Source organism: Picrophilus oshimae DSM 9789 (assembly GCF_900176435.1).
Lineage (GTDB): Archaea > Thermoplasmatota > Thermoplasmata > Thermoplasmatales > Thermoplasmataceae > Picrophilus > Picrophilus oshimae.
In genome coordinates this window covers 215,008-232,093 of sequence record NZ_FWYE01000001.1, presented here as the reverse complement: position 1 = coordinate 232,093, position 17,086 = coordinate 215,008, and the positions used below count along the sequence as shown (strand labels likewise).

At 38.0% G+C, this 17,086-nt stretch carries 17 protein-coding genes; 7 read left to right on the top strand and 10 right to left on the bottom strand.

Going from position 1 to position 17,086, the window contains the following annotated elements:
- Positions 1–33: 33 nt before the first annotated feature.
- From B8780_RS01250 to B8780_RS08060, 3 genes are all read left to right on the top strand, one after another.
- Positions 34–870 (top strand): ABC transporter ATP-binding protein, encoded by an 837-nt coding sequence (locus B8780_RS01250; protein ID WP_084272386.1) that lies wholly within the window; start codon positions 34–36, stop codon positions 868–870.
- Positions 860–1,582: an ABC transporter permease gene (locus B8780_RS01245; RefSeq protein ID WP_011177531.1), complete on the top strand. Its 723-nt coding sequence runs from the start codon at positions 860–862 to the stop codon at positions 1,580–1,582. Before B8780_RS01250 ends, B8780_RS01245 begins: the two co-directional genes overlap by 11 nt.
- A gap of 86 nt (positions 1,583–1,668) precedes the next feature.
- Positions 1,669–1,827 (top strand): hypothetical protein, encoded by a 159-nt coding sequence (locus B8780_RS08060; protein WP_011177532.1) that lies wholly within the window; start codon positions 1,669–1,671, stop codon positions 1,825–1,827.
- Here B8780_RS08060 and argF read toward each other — a convergent pair.
- From argF to B8780_RS01220, 5 genes are read right to left on the bottom strand one after another with little or no spacing between them, the layout of a single operon-like run.
- Complete coding sequence (argF, locus tag B8780_RS01240) at positions 1,824–2,729, bottom strand: ornithine carbamoyltransferase (protein WP_084272385.1); 906 nt, start codon at positions 2,727–2,729, stop codon at positions 1,824–1,826. The genes B8780_RS08060 and argF overlap by 4 nt on opposite strands.
- A 21-nt stretch (positions 2,730–2,750) precedes the next feature.
- The gene (locus B8780_RS01235) at positions 2,751–4,073 is read right to left on the bottom strand and encodes an MFS transporter (RefSeq protein WP_084272384.1); all 1,323 of its coding nucleotides are present in this window, start codon (positions 4,071–4,073) and stop codon (positions 2,751–2,753) included.
- A 15-nt stretch (positions 4,074–4,088) separates the two neighbouring features.
- Positions 4,089–5,048, bottom strand: coding sequence for an NAD(P)/FAD-dependent oxidoreductase (locus tag B8780_RS01230; protein WP_084272383.1), 960 nt, complete (start codon positions 5,046–5,048; stop codon positions 4,089–4,091).
- A 57-nt stretch (positions 5,049–5,105) separates the two neighbouring features.
- On the bottom strand, positions 5,106–6,746 hold the full coding sequence (gene thsB / locus B8780_RS01225; RefSeq protein ID WP_084272382.1) for a thermosome subunit beta: 1,641 nt from the start codon (positions 6,744–6,746) through the stop codon (positions 5,106–5,108).
- A gap of 49 nt (positions 6,747–6,795) precedes the next feature.
- Entirely contained in the window at positions 6,796–8,313 is a 1,518-nt protein-coding gene (locus B8780_RS01220; protein WP_084272381.1) for an FAD-dependent thymidylate synthase, read from the bottom strand.
- A gap of 81 nt (positions 8,314–8,394) precedes the next feature.
- Between B8780_RS01220 and B8780_RS01215 the strand changes: the two genes are divergently transcribed.
- The gene (locus B8780_RS01215; RefSeq protein WP_011177538.1) at positions 8,395–9,237 is read left to right on the top strand and encodes an NAD-dependent epimerase/dehydratase family protein; all 843 of its coding nucleotides are present in this window, start codon (positions 8,395–8,397) and stop codon (positions 9,235–9,237) included.
- Between the two features lies 1 nt (position 9,238).
- On the opposite strand, the gene B8780_RS01210 is transcribed toward B8780_RS01215, so the two are convergent.
- Complete coding sequence (locus B8780_RS01210; protein WP_011177539.1) at positions 9,239–9,691, bottom strand: DUF1940 domain-containing protein; 453 nt, start codon at positions 9,689–9,691, stop codon at positions 9,239–9,241.
- Between the two features lie 83 nt (positions 9,692–9,774).
- On the opposite strand from B8780_RS01210, the gene hsp14 reads away from it, so the two are divergent.
- The gene (hsp14, locus tag B8780_RS01205) at positions 9,775–10,155 is read left to right on the top strand and encodes an archaeal heat shock protein Hsp14 (RefSeq protein ID WP_011177540.1); all 381 of its coding nucleotides are present in this window, start codon (positions 9,775–9,777) and stop codon (positions 10,153–10,155) included.
- A gap of 1 nt (position 10,156) precedes the next feature.
- On the opposite strand, the gene B8780_RS01200 is transcribed toward hsp14, so the two are convergent.
- From B8780_RS01200 to B8780_RS01190, 3 genes are all read right to left on the bottom strand, one after another.
- Positions 10,157–11,674 (bottom strand): ABC1 kinase family protein, encoded by a 1,518-nt coding sequence (locus B8780_RS01200; RefSeq protein ID WP_084272380.1) that lies wholly within the window; start codon positions 11,672–11,674, stop codon positions 10,157–10,159.
- 67 nt (positions 11,675–11,741) lie between these two features.
- Positions 11,742–12,713: a DNA repair and recombination protein RadA gene (gene radA, locus B8780_RS01195; protein WP_084272379.1), complete on the bottom strand. Its 972-nt coding sequence runs from the start codon at positions 12,711–12,713 to the stop codon at positions 11,742–11,744.
- Positions 12,700–13,725: a type II glyceraldehyde-3-phosphate dehydrogenase gene (locus tag B8780_RS01190; protein WP_084272378.1), complete on the bottom strand. Its 1,026-nt coding sequence runs from the start codon at positions 13,723–13,725 to the stop codon at positions 12,700–12,702. Before B8780_RS01190 ends, radA begins: the two co-directional genes overlap by 14 nt.
- Before the next feature lie 85 nt (positions 13,726–13,810).
- Between B8780_RS01190 and rimI the strand changes: the two genes are divergently transcribed.
- Complete coding sequence (rimI, locus tag B8780_RS01185; RefSeq protein WP_084272377.1) at positions 13,811–14,263, top strand: ribosomal protein S18-alanine N-acetyltransferase; 453 nt, start codon at positions 13,811–13,813, stop codon at positions 14,261–14,263.
- 2 nt (positions 14,264–14,265) lie between these two features.
- Here the strand turns inward: rimI and B8780_RS01180 are convergent, their stop codons facing one another.
- On the bottom strand, positions 14,266–15,474 hold the full coding sequence (locus tag B8780_RS01180; protein WP_048059597.1) for a methionine adenosyltransferase: 1,209 nt from the start codon (positions 15,472–15,474) through the stop codon (positions 14,266–14,268).
- A 124-nt stretch (positions 15,475–15,598) separates the two neighbouring features.
- Between B8780_RS01180 and purH the strand changes: the two genes are divergently transcribed.
- Positions 15,599–17,083, top strand: coding sequence for a bifunctional phosphoribosylaminoimidazolecarboxamide formyltransferase/IMP cyclohydrolase (gene purH, locus B8780_RS01175; protein WP_011177546.1), 1,485 nt, complete (start codon positions 15,599–15,601; stop codon positions 17,081–17,083).
- Positions 17,084–17,086: the final 3 nt, after the last annotated feature.

Below are 17,086 nucleotides of genomic sequence, written 5' to 3'. Positions count from 1 at the left end.
ATTATATAATAACAAGGCATTTCATCTAAATTTATGATTGAGCTAATAAATTTAAGCAAAACCTATCCTGATGGAAAGGTTGCTGTTGATCATTTAAATTATAAGATTGATAGCGGTATTGTTTCGATAATAGGCCGGAATGGCGCCGGAAAGACGACGTTGCTAAGAATGCTGTCGACGCAGCTCAGGCCAAGCTCAGGCGATGCCTTAATAGACGGAATAAGCATAGTAAGGGAGCCTGAAAAGGTAAGAAAAAAGATTGTCAGCATACCACAGGAGGCCTCGCCCATAGGCATATTAACGGCTTACGAGCAGGTAAATATGTTCCTTGCCGCCAGGGGCTTTTCATTCCATGAGGCAAAAAATGCGGCAATAAAGGCCTTAAAGGACGTCGGTCTTGATGCCATGCACAAGCCTACAGATACATTATCCGGTGGAATGAAGAGGAAGATGTTCGTTGCCATAGCCCTGGCTGCAAACGCAGATACTGTTTTCCTGGATGAGCCTACAACAGGTCTTGACCCGCTATCAAGGTTCGAGGTCTGGTCAGCAATAAAAAAATTAAATGGCAATGTTATATTAACAACGCATTACATGGAGGAGGCCGAGGAGCTATCAAAAAAGATATACATGATGGAATCCGGGAAAATTATAAAGTCCGGCTCAGTCGATGAGCTAATATCAAATATGAGGAACCTTGTTAGAATAGAATCATACAAACCAATGGAGAATTCATATACAATAGGCTCGCTTTACATTAAGTACGTTGATAAATCCGAGGCCTACAGGTACATAAAAATGGATTATAATGTAAAGCCAGTTTCAATAGAGGATCTTTTTATAATGAGGGGTGTAACTCTTGAATCTTAGATTCATACTTTTAATGGCATGGTACTACGGAATAAAGGCAATAAAGCGCGGTCCATCATATTTGATAGCATCACTTGCAACACCATTGACACTGCTATTTCTGGTCTTTGTGCTTAGTCATGGAACACTTGTAAAATACGCAATTGTTGGTGGATTAATAGCCTTTGTTGGATCAGTCGGTCTCTCCAGTGCAGGCGATGCAGCGTTCATGAGGCTGCAGCTCAGGGTTCAGGACATGTACGTTGCAAGCAATATAAAACCATTTGATTACATGATGGCCTTTACACTGAGTTATCTTGTTTTTTCCGTTCCAGGGATAATTTTATACATTGCACTTGGCATGCATTACCATCTTTTTAATCTTTATAACTCAATTTACATGTTGTTAATAATGATATCATTAATACTGACAACGACATCGATATCGTTTATAATAGCAGGCTCAATAAATCATCTAAGGAACATCTGGGGCATAACAGGAATACTATCGATATTAACAAGTATACTGCCACCGACATTTTATCCGTACTACTATGTTCCAAGGCCATTTTTATATCTCTTATCGCTGTCACCAACAACGCCTGCGGCCGTTCTTGTTCAGGGTGTTTTTCATCTGGCACCGCTTTTTAAAAACATGATATATATTATAATCATAGAAACAGTTTTTTATACAGTTCTTGGCAGGTTTGCAATACGCTGGCGTGAAAATTAAAATTCCAGAATATATTATAAAATATCAAAATAAAGATATCTGGAAGAATAGATAAGTTTATAAGCCTCAATGATGTATGTCTGACAATGTCTCATTTCAGGATGTTTTTTGGAATTCCCGCATCAATAACAATAATAGCTGTTGATTTCCTTGATTTTAAAAACAATGAGACAATATCATTCATAATGCTTTTCTTAGGCATAGTAATATTTACTTATTCAGTATCAGAGTCAAAAAGGGATTAGGATAATAATTTATATATTATTCCTTTTTCTGAATATATTCTGTTCTCGGCCTCATCAAAAACAACGCTGTGTATGCCGTCTATTACGCCTGCAGTTACCTCAAGCCCACGGTGCGCCGGCAGGCAGTGCATGAATATATAGTCCCTGTTCGCATTTTCTGTTAGATCCTCATTTACCTGGTATGGCATGAATATCCTTTCCTTGTTAGCCCTTTCATTCTCCTCACCCATGGATACCCAGACGTCCGTGTATATTATATCAGAAGCCTCAACAGCTATCCTTGGATCATCCGTGATCTCTATTTTATTTCCGGTTTTAAGTGATATCTCCCTGGCCTGCCTCAATATCTCCTTATTTGGCTCAAATCCCTTTGGGCAGGCTATTGATATATCAACCCCAAGAATTGATGAACCAAGCAGAAGTGAGTTTGCCATGTTATTTCCGTCGCCTATGTATGCCAGTTTAAGACCTTTTAACCTATGCTTTTTCTCGTAAACAGTCATGAAATCTGCAACGATCTGCATTGGATGCTCAAGATTATCAAGGGCGTTCAATACAGGAACTGTTGCATGCCTTGCAAGCTCAACAACATCATCATGGTTAAATGCGCGGTAGGATATTATATCAACAAATCTTGAAAGAACCCTGGCGGTATCTGCTATGGTCTCCCCACGGCCGATCTGCATATCATTTGGGTTTAAATATATTGCATGGCCGTTGAGCTGCTCCATTGCAACCTCAAGCGAGTTCCTTGTTCTGGTGCTGGGCTTCTCAAAGATCATTGCAAGAATCTTTTTTTCAGAGAATTTTATTGTCCTGTCCTTTTTTAATTTTATTGAAAGCTCTATAATATCCTCAAGATCATCCTTCATATCATAAACTGATATTATATCTCTCTTCATGCATGGATATAATTAATATCATTAAAAGTTTTGTTTTCTTAATATAATTAATGGAATAATGGAAAGCATGTTTACAACGCCTATAAAGATTAAAAAGTATGATACCGAGTTATAAATGTTTAAACGCTCATTTAAAATGAAGAGATTTCCAAGGGAGATATCTATCCCGGAATAAAAAAATATAAACAGCGGTATCAATGATATTGATAATAATAATGATGTGTTTCTTATTATAAAAAGCAGGCTGCTTGCATCTGTTCTTGCATCGCTATATGAATCCGCCAGGGCCGTTGTTGATGGTGGCCAGTATATTGATCCACCGGCACCAGAGATAAACAGCATCTCAGGTATGTAAAACATAAACCTACCTATAAATATTATCGGTAGGGATTCGGCCAGGGCACCAATGCCCATTATTAAATATGGTTTTTTTATATAATCTGATATATATCCTCCAACCGGATTAAATATCAAAGAAGAAACAGGATACCATATTATTAACAACGATGCATAAATGGGATTATAGCCAAGATCAGCCTCAAAGTATAATGATAAAATATAGATGACCGCAAAAAAGGCAAAAGCCTCAAAGAAGATCGATAATCCAAGCAAAAAAATTCTTAAATTCAACAGCTTCCTTGATATAAAAGGATGCCTTCTGTATATTATCAATGCCGGTATTATTAATATTATGCCAGCTATTATAAAATATTTATTTATAAAGGTTATGCCAACAATCAAAGGTATCATCATTGCGGCTGCTATTATAGAATATGAATCAGGGTTTTCCATGCTTCTTACAGATGGTATATACCTGTATGCAAATGGTATCGCAATAATGCCTATTGGTACATTTATAAGGAAGATCAGACGCCAGTCTATTGATGATAGGTAACCACCTATTAAAGGGCCTGCAATTGTTCCTATACCCCATGATATTGAGTTTATGCCTATTGCCGTTGATTTATTATCATCAAAGGCATCAAGTATGACAGGTATATCTGTAATTGAAAGTATACCGGCGCCAAGCCCCTCAATGAACCTAAGTATTATTGACAATATAATATATGGTGATACTGTTATGCCCAGGGAGGATAATGAAAATAAAAGGAAGCCATAGATGTAAGATAGCCTTCTGCCAATCCTTGCTGTTATCTTTATACCGGGTATTAATATTATCGTTGATGATATAATATATGAAACAAGGAGCCAGGTTAATTCAGATATGCTTCCATGAAGATCCCTTCCAATGAACGGAAGTGCAAGGTATATTATCGTTGAATCTATTGCGGCCATTACCGTGCTTAGGGTCGTTACAAAAAGTACCTTGTATTTATTTTTCATTAAAATCGTAAAAATTTATTTATGCATATTATCAGTGTACATTGTTATTGCGGCCCGGCATCCGTCACCAACGGCCGTTGCAATCTGCTCCTCACTGCCCTTTACAACATCACCGGCGGCATATATTCCGGGAACAGAGGTCCTCATCTTGTCATCAACGATTATGAAGCCGCGATCGTCCATCTTAACGCCGGAACCCTTAAGAAATTCAGTCTGTGGTACTATTCCGACGTATACAAATATTCCATCAACCTCTATCTCATTTTCCTTGCCTGTTTTCTTATCAGTGTATTTAAGACCGGTGACCTTTTTGCCATCTCCTATGATCTCCGTTGTCTCAGCATTTAATATAAATGGTATGTTCTTTTCCTTTATTGTCTCGACATATGCATCCTCGCATTTGTATCTATCAGAATGTGATATTATCCTTGTATCACTGGCTATACCATTTAAATATATTGCAGATATTGCACCGGAATTGCCACCGCCGATCACGGCAACCCTCTTATCCTTAAAAAGGTATCCATCGCATGTGGAGCAGTATGAAACGCCCTTGCCATAGTACTCGTTCTCACCAGGGACGCCTATCTTTCTATGTGTTGTACCGGTTGTTATTATAATGTATCTTGATGTAAAATCCTCACGGTTTGTTTTTATTTTAAACCCGTCGCTTGTTTTTTCAATGGATCTTGCCTCGATCTCTGTAATTATCTTTGCATACTCCCTGGCGTGTTTTTCGAATTCCCTTGCAAGATCGGCTCCCTCAATGGCCTTGAAGCCAAGGTAATTCTCAACAAGTGGCGATACTGCTGTATTACCACCGCCAACGGCCTCGCGTTCCAGTATTGCAACATTTAAACCGGATCTTTTTGCATATATTGCCGCTGAATAGCCTGCAGCACCAGCACCGATAATTATAACATCATAATCTGTTTCATAATTTCTCTCGTTTCCACGAATGTTGAAATTCATCATAATTATCACTTAATTATCGATATATAATATAAAAAATATTTGAGCAAAAGAAAAAATTTAATATGGTGGCATTCCGCCGCCCATACCACCCATGCCGCCCTGTGGCTGCTGGTTGTTTGATGGGGCCGACTTCTTGCTTGCTATCACATCATCTATTCTTAGTATCATTGATGCAACCTCAACGGCGCTTTCCAGTGCGTGCTGCTTAACGCGGTATGTGTCAAAGACACCAAGCTTTACCATGTCATCTATCTTGTTCTCATTGAGGTTTATTCCATAGTTCCTGTTTGATTTCTCGTGCTCTGCCTTTAATTTTATTAATGTGTTTATTGGATCCATGCCTGCATTCTCTGCAAGGGTTCTTGGTATTATTTCAAGGGCCTTTGCAAATGCCTCTATTGCGAGCTGCTCCCTGCCGCCAACGCTGTTTGCGTAGTCCCTTATCTTCATTGAAAGCTCTGCCTCTATTGCACCACCGCCTGGCAGGTACTTTCCATCCTCCTTTGTTATTGCAACAACCCTTATTGCATCGTGAAGCGCCCTTTCAATTTCATCGACAACGTGTTCTGTGCCTCCCCTTATCAATATGCTTACTGCCTTTGGATTCTTTGCGCCTGTTATGAATGTCATCCTGTCGTCGCCTATCTTTCTTTCCTCGACCTTCTCTGCTGTTCCCAGTGAATCCGGTGTCAGATCATCAAGATCCGTAACGATCTTTGCTCCAGTGGCCTTTGCAAGTTTTTCCATGTCGCTCTGTTTTACCCTTCTAACAGCGTATATGCCCTCCTTTGCAAGGTAGTACTGTGCAGTATCATCTATGCCCTTCTGGCATAATAAAACATTTGCGCCGGATTTTTTAACCTTCTCAACCATCTCCTTGAATGTGTCAGTTTCCTGATCCAAAAACTCCTGTATCTTTGATGGATCATTTATCTGAACCTTTGCCTCGATCTCGGTCTTCTTTATCTCAAGTGCTGAGTTTATTAATGCTATCTTTGCATTCTTTACTACAGATGGCATCTTTGAATGAACCTTCTCCTTGTCTATTATTAAACCTGATATGAACTGTGTGTCTGTGGCGCTTCCGCCGTTTTTCTTGTCAACCTTTATGTTTGCAGTGTCGACTATAACCTTTCCGTCGCGCTCCTCTGCAACGGCGTTAACAGCCTTTATAACAAGGTCTGCAAGAAACTCTGGTGCAACACTTGTGTTCTTTCCTGATAATGCTGTGATTGCTATCCTCTTTAGTGTTTCTTCATCATCAGCCTTTATTGCAAGGCTGTCAAGCTGCCTCTTTGCCTCTGTTACAGCTAGATGGTATCCTGATGCTATAACTGTTGAATGGACACCCTGTTCAAGCAATGATTCTGCCTGCTTGAGCAGCTCACCGGCAAGGACAACGACCGTTGTTGTACCGTCTCCAACAGCGGTATCCTGTGACTTTGATGCCTCAACAAGCATCTTTGCCGTTGGGTGGTCTATATCCATCTCCTTTAAAATTGTTGCACCGTCATTTGTTATTACAATATCACCAATGGAATCCACAAGCATCTTGTCCATGCCCTTTGGACCAAGCGTCGTTCTTACTGCATCGGCTATTGCCTTTGCGGCCTCAATGTTGTTCTTCTGGGCATTTTTGCCCTGCTGCCTTTCTGTACCTTCCTTTAATATTAATATAGGCGTCTGACCCGTTATCATAGTTACACCAAGATAGTAAATATGTTCTTCAATATAAATATTTCTATTGTCATCTTACATCATTTCTTTTTATTTCCTTTTTAAATTCAGACGGCAGCCTGCCAAGATGGTAATCATTAACATCAACGAATTTTATCAGCCTTGACAATCTTGGATGTACCCTTTTTAACTCATTGTACATCTTTATTGATATTCTTCTTAGATCAGGATGGGCCTGCGGTGTGGTTCTAAGCTCTATCATGTAAGCCAGCTCATTGAGATTGGCTGAGAAAACAACAGGATATTTGTACGCAAATGGCACAACGTACTGCGCAATTAAATAACCGTTTGATTCCAGTATTTTATTATATACATCCCTTGCCTCATCCATTAATGATATGTAATCCTTTTTTATGCTTTCTACCTCGGATATGTTCTCTGGTATATCATAATTGTAATAAACAGACAGCGGTTTTCTTATTATTGATAAAAACCTGTGCCTTTGCAGCTCCCTGAAGGCACCGTAGTTTGTGTTTACCTCAAATAGATAGTTTATGGATTCAAAGGCCCTGCCAAGCTTGTCCCTTCTATTCTTTCTTTTAATGTAAAGATCATCAATTAAATCATTATATTCTATGGAATCATATGAACCCGAGGAATTGTACATCATAAGCCTGGAGGCCTTTTTTATCTCCTCATCCTCGCTGTTATATGATATCAGTGAAACCTCATTTAAATCGCTGTACCTTTTGTATAAATCCACTGGATACCTGCATTTTTTATATTCAATGGATTCATAGCCATGTTTTGAAAATGCATCGTCTATAAGGCCTGGCATCTCTGGCCTCAGCTCATTGTATATGCTTTCTGCAAGCCCCTTTGTTTCCTGTAAATTGTATCTGTAAAGTCTCTGTATCATTGATATAAACGCACGGCCGTTTCCAGAGATTCCGAGGTTTGTCAGCGTTGAGGCTGGCAGCACGTACCTTATCTCATCAAGAACCGCGGCCCTTAATGCTGATTTATATGATTTGTTTATAATATTATCATCAAGATTATTTATATCAGAATATTTATAATATGAATCTCCTATTTCAAAGGTAAATGATTCAACAGGGTATTTTTCCTTAAAGTAATCGAGCATTTCATTATAAATTGATGAGTAGAAATCAAAAAGGCTGTTGCAGATGTTCTCATATTCATTGCTTTTATATCCTATGCCGGCCCTATCTGGCTTTAGGTATAAATAACCGTCAGATGTCTTTTTATCGTATCGTACATACCTTGAGGATTTTTCAAGGTATGATAAACCTATTCTCTGCTCCTCTATTATCTTTGATGCTATGTTCGATATGTTCTGTATTCCCATCTGCGCTGTTACAAGCTCTGATATTGATTCGTCACCGTACTCTATAAAGATTCGTCTATAGAAATCGCCTGCCCTTTCAGGGTCATTGAACTCCTTTTTATATAAATCACGTATATCAAGGGATGCTGTTCTGCTGTATCTTGACATCAGCGCACCACGGTCTATCATCTTGTCTGTTTTTATTAGAAAGACATCCCTGTCATAATTTGAAAAATCCATAATGGATTAGCATAAAAGTATATAAAAATATAATGATCAATTTTAACGTTATATTTTTATAAACATTGAATATAATGTTTTATGAAGATCATAGTTATGGGTGGCTCAGGATTCGTCGGCAGGAACATATTAACAGGCCTTGATGCCGATGAAAAGGCCTATTTCTCAAGAAAAAACTCAAAGTTTCTTGATGAAAAAGATATAAAGTACATTCCTGGTGATATAAGGAAGCCGGAGGACGTTGAAAACGCAATAAAGAATTATGATGTTATAGTCCATGCAATTGATGTTTTAAATGAAAACGAGGAAAAACACGAGGATGTTGCCGTAAACGGTGTAAAAAACATTGTAAACGCAATAAAAAAGAACTCATCCGGGCAGAAATTAATCTATTTCTCGGCGATAAATGCTGAAAAGGGTGACACATCATATTTTAGGTCAAAGAGGCTTGCAGAGGTTAACGCCGAGCTTCTAAAGAACTCGCTTATAGTAAGACCATCGATTATCTTTGGCCCCGGGGATGCATTTACAAGAATGCTCATCTCGGCTGCAAGGATGAATCCACCATTCCTCCCAAGGAGCGGTAACATGAATCCGGTTTACATAGGCGATCTTATAACAGTTTTAAAAAACATGCTGGATTTCAGTGGAACAATTAATATATGCTCAAGGGAAAATATGCATTTTGCTGATATGTTTAATATAATAAGACAAAAGCTTGGCATGAAGCCTGTAAGGGAGATATCCCCAAGGTTCTTCTCTCTGGCCATAGGCCGTCTTGAGAAGCGTGGTATAATGACAAGGGATCAGCTTGAAATGCTAAAGCTTGATTACTACAGGGAGAACACATCGCTTTACAGGTTTGTAAGGGAGCCTGTTAAATACCGTGATTTTATAGAAAATTCTGATCTTGAAAATTTTTAATTTATGTTAAAACCTCTGAAATACCTGTGTTTTTTATTCTAAGAACAAGCTTTAGCATGTAGTTTATTGTATAATCATCGATAAAATCCTTAAATCTTTCATCGTTTTCCATGTCAGTTATATAATTTATTGCAAGTCTGAGATGGGCTGCAGCTGCAAACATGTATGCCGTTGTTTTGTTACCATTTTCCATCTTTTCAGTTATGTCAAGCCAGCTCTCATCCTCATGGTTCAGTGATTTTCTCACACTGTCCTTTAAAACGACGTTTTTATCATACAAATGCTGTGTTAATACATCAAGTATATCTATGCATTCCTTTATTTCAGGGACCTTTGAACCCTCTGATACCGCAAGGCCAAGAAAGGCCATGGTCAGGTTTATCTCCTCTCTGTATGCAAAGTACGGGCTCCTTATATCTATATAATCATCAATAATATCGCAGTATTCGTCCATGAATGCTAATACAAATTAATATTAGGAATTTTTTGTATTTTTTAAAAACGCAAACTTTTAGTAATAATTAATGATATTTAAATATGTACAGACCATTAAAATTCTATTCGAATGAATTTATTAAGAATATAAATGATAGGGCGCAGGAGATAATAAGCTTTTTATACCCTCCAATGACGATGTACCAGGAAAATGGCTATATATACATAGATCTTGACATGCCGGGATTTAAAAAGGATAACATCTCTGTTACACTGGAGAAATCATACGTTGTTATAAATGCAAGCAGGGAGATAAACAAAGGCGGAACAGTCTTTGAGAACCAGAGGCCATCAAAGGTCTTTAAGAGGATACAGCTGCCTGGAGAGCCAGATAAAAACGCTGATGTCTCTGCAAAATATGAGGACGGCGTTCTGCATCTATCAATACCTGCAAAGGATGTAAAATCCATAAAGGTTGAATAAATTAATGCATTTTTCTTATATAATAAAAAGATAGTATTAAATCAAGCGCCATTATTATATAGGATATCAATGGATGCCTTGCAGAGAAGACCGCCATTGCTATGAAGATTGAGCCTGCAAGGATTATTAAAGGTGTTTTATCCCTTTTTGTATTTTCCTCCTCAAGGCGGCGCTTCATCAATGGAAGAACATCAAGGCCCTTCTCTATTGATGCAACAGCCCTTTTAATAAATTCTGACAGCTCTCTATTATATAAATAATCAAGCATGCCCTCATCGTATAATATAGTTCTTAAAACACGAACGAACTTAAAGTTTGGATCAAGGGTTTTACAGATACCCTCTAAAAGTGATGACATTCTTATATATAAGACAAGCTCCCTGGGCAGATGAAATGGAAACTCGAAGATAACGTTGTTTGCAACCTCAAGTAATTCTCTTATATCGATCTCGTTCACATCCCTGCCTGAGAAGTTTGCAATTGATATCTCTATTGCTTTTCTTATTATTCCACGGTTGGCAGCAGGAGAGAGTGCATTCAACGATAAAAGCGAATCTATTATTGCATCAGGATCCTTGTTTACAAGGCCATCATATAATTTTAAGAGCTCGAACCTTGTATCGTCATCAAGCTTTCCAACCATGCCAAAATCGTATAATATTATATTTCCATCATCAGAAACCGCTATGTTCCCTGGATGCGGATCTGCATGGAATATATCATCCCGGAGAAGCATCCTTAAGAATATTAAATCGATTCTGTATGCAAGATCCTTTAAATCTATGTTTTTTTCCTTTAGCCTTTTTACATCGGTTACCTTTATTCCCGGTCTGTATTCAAGTATCATTACCTCCTTTGTTACATAAAGAACCTCAGGTATTATTATATCATTCCTGTATGATAGATTGTTTTTTATCCTTTCAAGATTATTTGCCTCTATTTCATAGTTTGCCTCCTCGTATATCCTTGTTGAAAAGTCCTCTATAACGTTGTATATGCTTATATACAAAAAATTATCCATGAAGTGCCTTGCTATTCTAAGCAATCTCTTTATTATTATAATATCGCGTTTTAAAATATAGTTTATATTATATCTATTAACCTTTATTATTGCATCCCTGCCATGGTATTTAAGCCTGTAAACCTGGCCAAGGGAGGCGCCAGAGATCGCATTTTTATTAAGGTCATTTAACTCATTAACATCTATATTCCTTTTTATTATTTCATAGGCCTTTTCAAATGGATCTGGCGGGACATTATCCTGGAGCATCTCAAAGGCCTTTAGATACTCCTTTGGCAGAAGATCCGGTCTTGCGGAAAGCACCTGGCCAAGCTTTATAAACGTCGGGCCAAGCCTTATAAATGTATTAACAGCCCTTAATCCATGCCTTTCTATATCGTAATTATAATCGTTGCTCCTTGATCTCTTTCTATCCTTAATGTATCTCCTGAATACAGGATATAACTCGAAAACGTATTTTATTTCAAGTTTTCTTATATCTTTTATCTCATCGCTCAATTTATATCTGATTTTTAACTTGTATAAATGTATTTTTCATAATAAAAATTTAAAAAAATATTAATAATTATTTTTCACCATCAGTTATTCCGGATTCCGTTATTGTTATGACCGTTTCACCCTCGGGAAGATACGGTGAATCTATTAATCTTGCTATTCTCTTACCTGCCTTGGCCTTTCTTAAATATATTCTAAATGTTGCCGTGTGTCCAACTATGTTACCGCCTATAGGGTTCATTGGATCGCCAAAAAATACTGCAGGATTTGCAGAGACCTGGTTTGTAACGGCTATGACCGCATTGTATATTGTTCCAAACTTTAGAAGATCGTGCATGTGCCTGTTCAGCAGCTGCTGCCTCTCGGCCAGGGAACCACGGCCAACGTATTCTGATCTGAAATGCGAGGTTAATGAATCAACTATTAGCAATCTTATCCTATATTCCCTGGCCATGTCAGCGGCCTTCTCGGCAAGCAGTATCTGGTGATGTGAGTTATAGGCCCTTGCCACATGTATCCTTTCAAGCGTTTGATCAGGATCAAGATCCTTTGCCCTGGCCATTTGAATAATCCTTTCCGGCCTGAAGGTATTCTCTGTATCTATAATAAGAACATCAGAATCAAAGCCATTCTTTTCCACGGGCATTGTTGCGTTCACGGCAAGCTGGTGCATGATCTGGGTTTTTCCCGAGCCGAACTCACCAAAAAACTCCGTTATTGACTGTGTTTCAAGACCGCCACCAAGCAGATTGTCAAGGTTACTGCTTCCAGTCGTCAGCTTTTTTATCTCCTTTCTTTTATTAAGTATCTCCTCACCGGTCTCAAAGTTTCCAACATCAGCGTACTTCCTGGCGGCGTTTATTATCTTTATTGCAGCACCCTCGGCTATGCCGCTTATCTCGGCAAGATCCTTTGGAGATGCAACTGCTATGGTCATTATGTCATCGTATCCGCTCTCCCTGAGCTTTTCTGCGGTTGCATCACCAACGCCGGGAAGATCCTCAATTGTTAATTCCCTCTTTTCTTTATCATTCTTTTCCATAAAATATGCCTCCGGATATCATTAAACTTTTATCAGTTTTTTCTATTGATTCGTTTTTATCTATGCCAGACAATGATCTTATGGCATCTATATTCTCTGGTATGACATCGCTTTCCTGATGAACAGCCTGAACGTAATAAAGCCTTTTATCGATCACCTTTACACTATCACGCCATATGGCTATCTCGTATAAATCACCACGATCCCTTCTAAGCTCCCTTGCCATGTCCATTATCTGTGCAGTCGATTTGAAATTATCCTTACCTTCTATTAAAAGTATTCTATTGTATTTAAGCCAGGATTCCATAATATCGTCAATTTTTGCATCATCTTTCAATAAAACCTCTATTGAATGAACATGCATCAATGTTGTTGGTGCCTTTAATGCAACTGTATAAACATTATTTAAATTTAAAACAGTTTTTAAATCATCAGCATGGTGCGATGGAAAGGACATTGAAGGCTCTATTGCGTTTATTGGTCCCTTCTTATTATCATTTGGATCCGTTGCCCTTCTTATTAATGTAACATTCAAATTCTCTATACCATAATCGTTTAAAATGGGATATAAGGTCCTTGCAAGTGCTGTTGTATTGCATGAAACAACCCTTGTGTATTCCCTTTTAAATGATTCATTGTAATTTGAATATGCATTGAAACTTGCATCACCAATGTTTGATTTTTCACCACCCTGGAATATGGCCTTGACCCCCTTCTTTTTGTAAATTTTTATATTTTCCATGCCCATACCCTCGGGGGTTGCATCAACAATAATGTCTGAAGATTCCATTAAATCGTTTAATGTTCCCTTTACCTTTATGCCATGATCCTCAAATTCCTTTATTTTATCATCATCGGGCACGTATATATTAAATGACCTTGATGCAAGGTAAGCCATGTAATCAGGTGTATTTTTTACAATGCCAGATACATGGATATCATCCTGCATTGAAGCTGCGTATGCAACCCTTTTACCTATGGTACCGTAACCGTTGATGCCTACTTTAATCATCGTTTTTATATGTTTAATCATATTATAAATATATCTATTACCGCCATATGATAATCTTTATAAATATTAATAAGATTAATATCAAATGGCCATAAATTTTTTCGGCTATGTTAGGAAATTCGAGCCCAGGGACATAGATAGGGTAATGGAAATAATAAAATCATCGCTTTCAGAATACTATACAAAGGGTCTAATACTGGATTTATACCGTGCATGGCCTGATGCATTTCTTGTATATGATAATTTTACAACGGTTCTTGGATTTATCATTGGTTCAAGGTACTCAGGCACCGAGGGAAGAATACTACTATTTGCCGTGGATGAAAGGTACAGGTCATCCGGTATAGGAACATACCTTTTAAATGAGATAACAAAGGTTATGCTATCAGATGGTTTATCAACAATGAGGCTTGAGGTAAGGACAGATAATGAATCTGCAATAAGATTCTACAAAAAGAATGGCTTTTCAATAACATCAACACTCAAAAATTATTACAGTGATCTATCTGATGCATATCTGATGTGGAAAATAATATAAAATTAGAAAACATCAAGTTTTCCATCGACAAACATATTTGTTAAATCAGATATATGTGCTATTCTATCGTCTGCTATTGCCGTTATATTATTTTTGTGCTTTGATGGGTCAACGTTATCCTCATAGATGACCTGTATGCTTGCAACATGGGGCTCATCAACAGGCCTGCCTATCTGTGAAACTATCCTTACAAGAACCTCCTTTATGTCGCCGCCCTCCTCCTTTACTATATCGTTTGCTATTATGTTTGATAATACATTGTATAATTTTCCAACATGTGTTACAGGGTTCTTTCCTGCAGCGGCCTCCATGCTCATTGGCCTGTACGGTGTTATTAAACCATTGACACGGTTTCCCCTGCCAACAGAGCCGTCATCGCCGTTCTCCATGGATAATCCTGTTACAGTTAGGTAATAAACCTTGTCATCCTTTATATCACCGGTGTTTACAAAGACCTGTACATCATTGTTTGTGTATTTTAATGCATTATCTGTTATTTTATTTACAAGCTCCTCCTTTACTGAATAATATTCATCTGGATCCTTTACATATTTATCAACGTATGCAGCTGCAACTGTTAAGTTTATTGTCCTGTTCTTTCTGAATCCCATAACCTTTATATCGTATCCTATCTGTGGCAGTGACTTCTTTAAATCACCATTGATATACTTCTCTGTTGCCTTAACTATTGTTTCCGTATCTGTAAATGGTGCAAAGCCGACACCAAAGGATGTATCATTGGCCTTGAACTTCCTTGTGTCATAGAGGCCCCTAAGATCTATTGATCCGTTGCCTATCCTTGAATCTATCATAACATCGCTGTCTATCTCCAGATCCCTGAAATGCTCTCTTAAATAGTCCTTTGCTGCCTTTATTGCAATGGATTTTACAGGTATTCTCTCACCGTTTACCGTTGATGTCGCCCTTCCGCTTATTAATATATATGAAGGCTCAAGAACGACGCCACCACCAAATCTTGGGTCTGACTGGCCGCCAACGACCTCCACCTGGTCTGTATTATGATGCAAAATCCTTCCGTAGTTTTTAATATAATATTTACTAAGTGATCTGCTGACGGCCTCTGCAATACCATCAGCAACACTGTCAGGATGTCCTATGCCCTTCCTCTCAACAATTTCAACTTCCCTGCTTGCCGTCGGGCTCTGTTTTATTGCCTCTACCTGTATGTTTCTTGTTTTTAAGGTTTCCATGCAGCCATTATATACATATATTTTTAAAGTTTTTGTAAACAGGCTCATTAAATTACTGATTGAATTTTAAAATTACTGTTAGTAATTTACCGCAAACTTTTTAGCATGTTTTTTATGATGCATTATGAATATACTTGTTAGTGTATCTGACACATCCGGACTTACAGATCTTTTAAGGCATTTAAATGGAGATGTATATGCAACGCCAGGCACGTTTAAATTTTTATCTGATTCAGGAATAAAGGCAAAAAGAATCTCTGATATAACAGGCTTCGATGACCTTTTAAATGGCCGTGTAAAGACACTGCATCCTGCCGTTTTTTCAGGCATTCTATCAAGGAGGGACGAGCAGAGCGAGGCCGATTTAAAAAGATACAATTATTTTGATTTTGACATTGTTATATGCAATTTATACAACTTTGAATCATATATAGATAAATCCATAGAAGATATGATAGAAAATATTGATATCGGCGGGCTATCACTAATCAGGGCTGCTGCCAAGAACTATCAGCATGTTACCGTTGCATCAAGTCCTGAGGATTATAACATTATAATAAAGGATCTAAGGGATGGTGAAATATCATTAAGGACAAGGGAAACCCTGGCATTAAGGGCATTCGCCAGGGCGGCGTACTATGATATGATAATATACAAAAGCCTTTATAAGAGGTTGAATAACGATGAGCCAGAGGAGCTTTTTATCCATGGTTACGACAGAACAAAGTTAAGATACGGCGAGAATCCAGATCAGGCAGGCTTCCTGTACAGAACAGATGATGAATATGGAATACCAAATGCTGTTCAGCTAAACGGAAAGGAATTATCATATAATAATATAATAGATGCAGATTCGGCCCTTGAAACGGTCCTTGAATTCGATGAGCCTACCGCTGTTATAGTAAAGCACAGGACGCCCTCAGGCGTTTCATCAGCAGATAATATCAGGGATGCATTTATAAATGCATATTCATCTGACGAGGAATCGGCATACGGTTTTGTTCTTGCATTAAACAGAAAAGTTGATGAGGAAACGGCCATGGAGCTATCAAAGCATTATATAGAGGTTTTAATAGCACCTGACTATGATGAGCCGGCACTGAACATATTAAAGAAGAAAAAGAACCTTAGAATATTAAAGGCTGTTTTCAGAAGAAATAACAGTTACGTTTTTCAATCGATACCTGGTGGCTTATTAATGCAGAGCCCGCTAAGATCAGATTTTACCGAGATGAAATGCATGACCATCGAGGCAGATGAAAGAACAAAGAAGGATCTTTTATTTGCCTGGAGGGTCTCTGCGCACTGCAAAAGCAATGCAATAGTGCTTGCAAAAAACCTCACAACAACAGGTATAGGTGCTGGACAGACATCAAGAATAGAGTCATTGAGAATAGCCGTTCAGAGATCAAATGGAAATGCAAAGGGCTCTGTTATGGCATCTGATGGCTTTATACCGTTTAATGATTCCATAATAGAGGCAAATAAAAACGGAATAAAGGCAATCATTGAGCCCGGTGGCTCAATACGCGATAATGATGTAATACAAAAGGCCATTGAATATAAAATACCGCTTTACTTTACCGGTAAAAGGGTATTTTTACATTAATTT

What these genes read in the sequence shown, in the direction of transcription:
- B8780_RS01250 (WP_084272386.1), top strand. Translation starts at nt 34, where the DNA reads ATGATTGAGCTAATAAATTTAAGCAAAACCTATCCTGATGGAAAGGTT.
- B8780_RS08060 (WP_011177532.1), top strand. Translation starts at nt 1,669, where the DNA reads ATGTCTCATTTCAGGATGTTTTTTGGAATTCCCGCATCAATAACAATA.
- argF (WP_084272385.1), bottom strand. Translation starts at nt 2,729, where the DNA reads ATGAAGAGAGATATAATATCAGTTTATGATATGAAGGATGATCTTGAG.
- B8780_RS01235 (WP_084272384.1), bottom strand. Translation starts at nt 4,073, where the DNA reads ATGAAAAATAAATACAAGGTACTTTTTGTAACGACCCTAAGCACGGTA.
- B8780_RS01230 (WP_084272383.1), bottom strand. Translation starts at nt 5,048, where the DNA reads ATGATGAATTTCAACATTCGTGGAAACGAGAGAAATTATGAAACAGAT.
- thsB (WP_084272382.1), bottom strand. Translation starts at nt 6,746, where the DNA reads ATGATAACGGGTCAGACGCCTATATTAATATTAAAGGAAGGTACAGAA.
- B8780_RS01220 (WP_084272381.1), bottom strand. Translation starts at nt 8,313, where the DNA reads ATGGATTTTTCAAATTATGACAGGGATGTCTTTCTAATAAAAACAGAC.
- B8780_RS01215 (WP_011177538.1), top strand. Translation starts at nt 8,395, where the DNA reads ATGAAGATCATAGTTATGGGTGGCTCAGGATTCGTCGGCAGGAACATA.
- B8780_RS01210 (WP_011177539.1), bottom strand. Translation starts at nt 9,691, where the DNA reads ATGGACGAATACTGCGATATTATTGATGATTATATAGATATAAGGAGC.
- hsp14 (WP_011177540.1), top strand. Translation starts at nt 9,775, where the DNA reads ATGTACAGACCATTAAAATTCTATTCGAATGAATTTATTAAGAATATA.
- radA (WP_084272379.1), bottom strand. Translation starts at nt 12,713, where the DNA reads ATGGAAAAGAATGATAAAGAAAAGAGGGAATTAACAATTGAGGATCTT.
- B8780_RS01190 (WP_084272378.1), bottom strand. Translation starts at nt 13,725, where the DNA reads ATGATTAAAGTAGGCATCAACGGTTACGGTACCATAGGTAAAAGGGTT.
- rimI (WP_084272377.1), top strand. Translation starts at nt 13,811, where the DNA reads ATGGCCATAAATTTTTTCGGCTATGTTAGGAAATTCGAGCCCAGGGAC.
- B8780_RS01180 (WP_048059597.1), bottom strand. Translation starts at nt 15,474, where the DNA reads ATGGAAACCTTAAAAACAAGAAACATACAGGTAGAGGCAATAAAACAG.
- purH (WP_011177546.1), top strand. Translation starts at nt 15,599, where the DNA reads ATGAATATACTTGTTAGTGTATCTGACACATCCGGACTTACAGATCTT.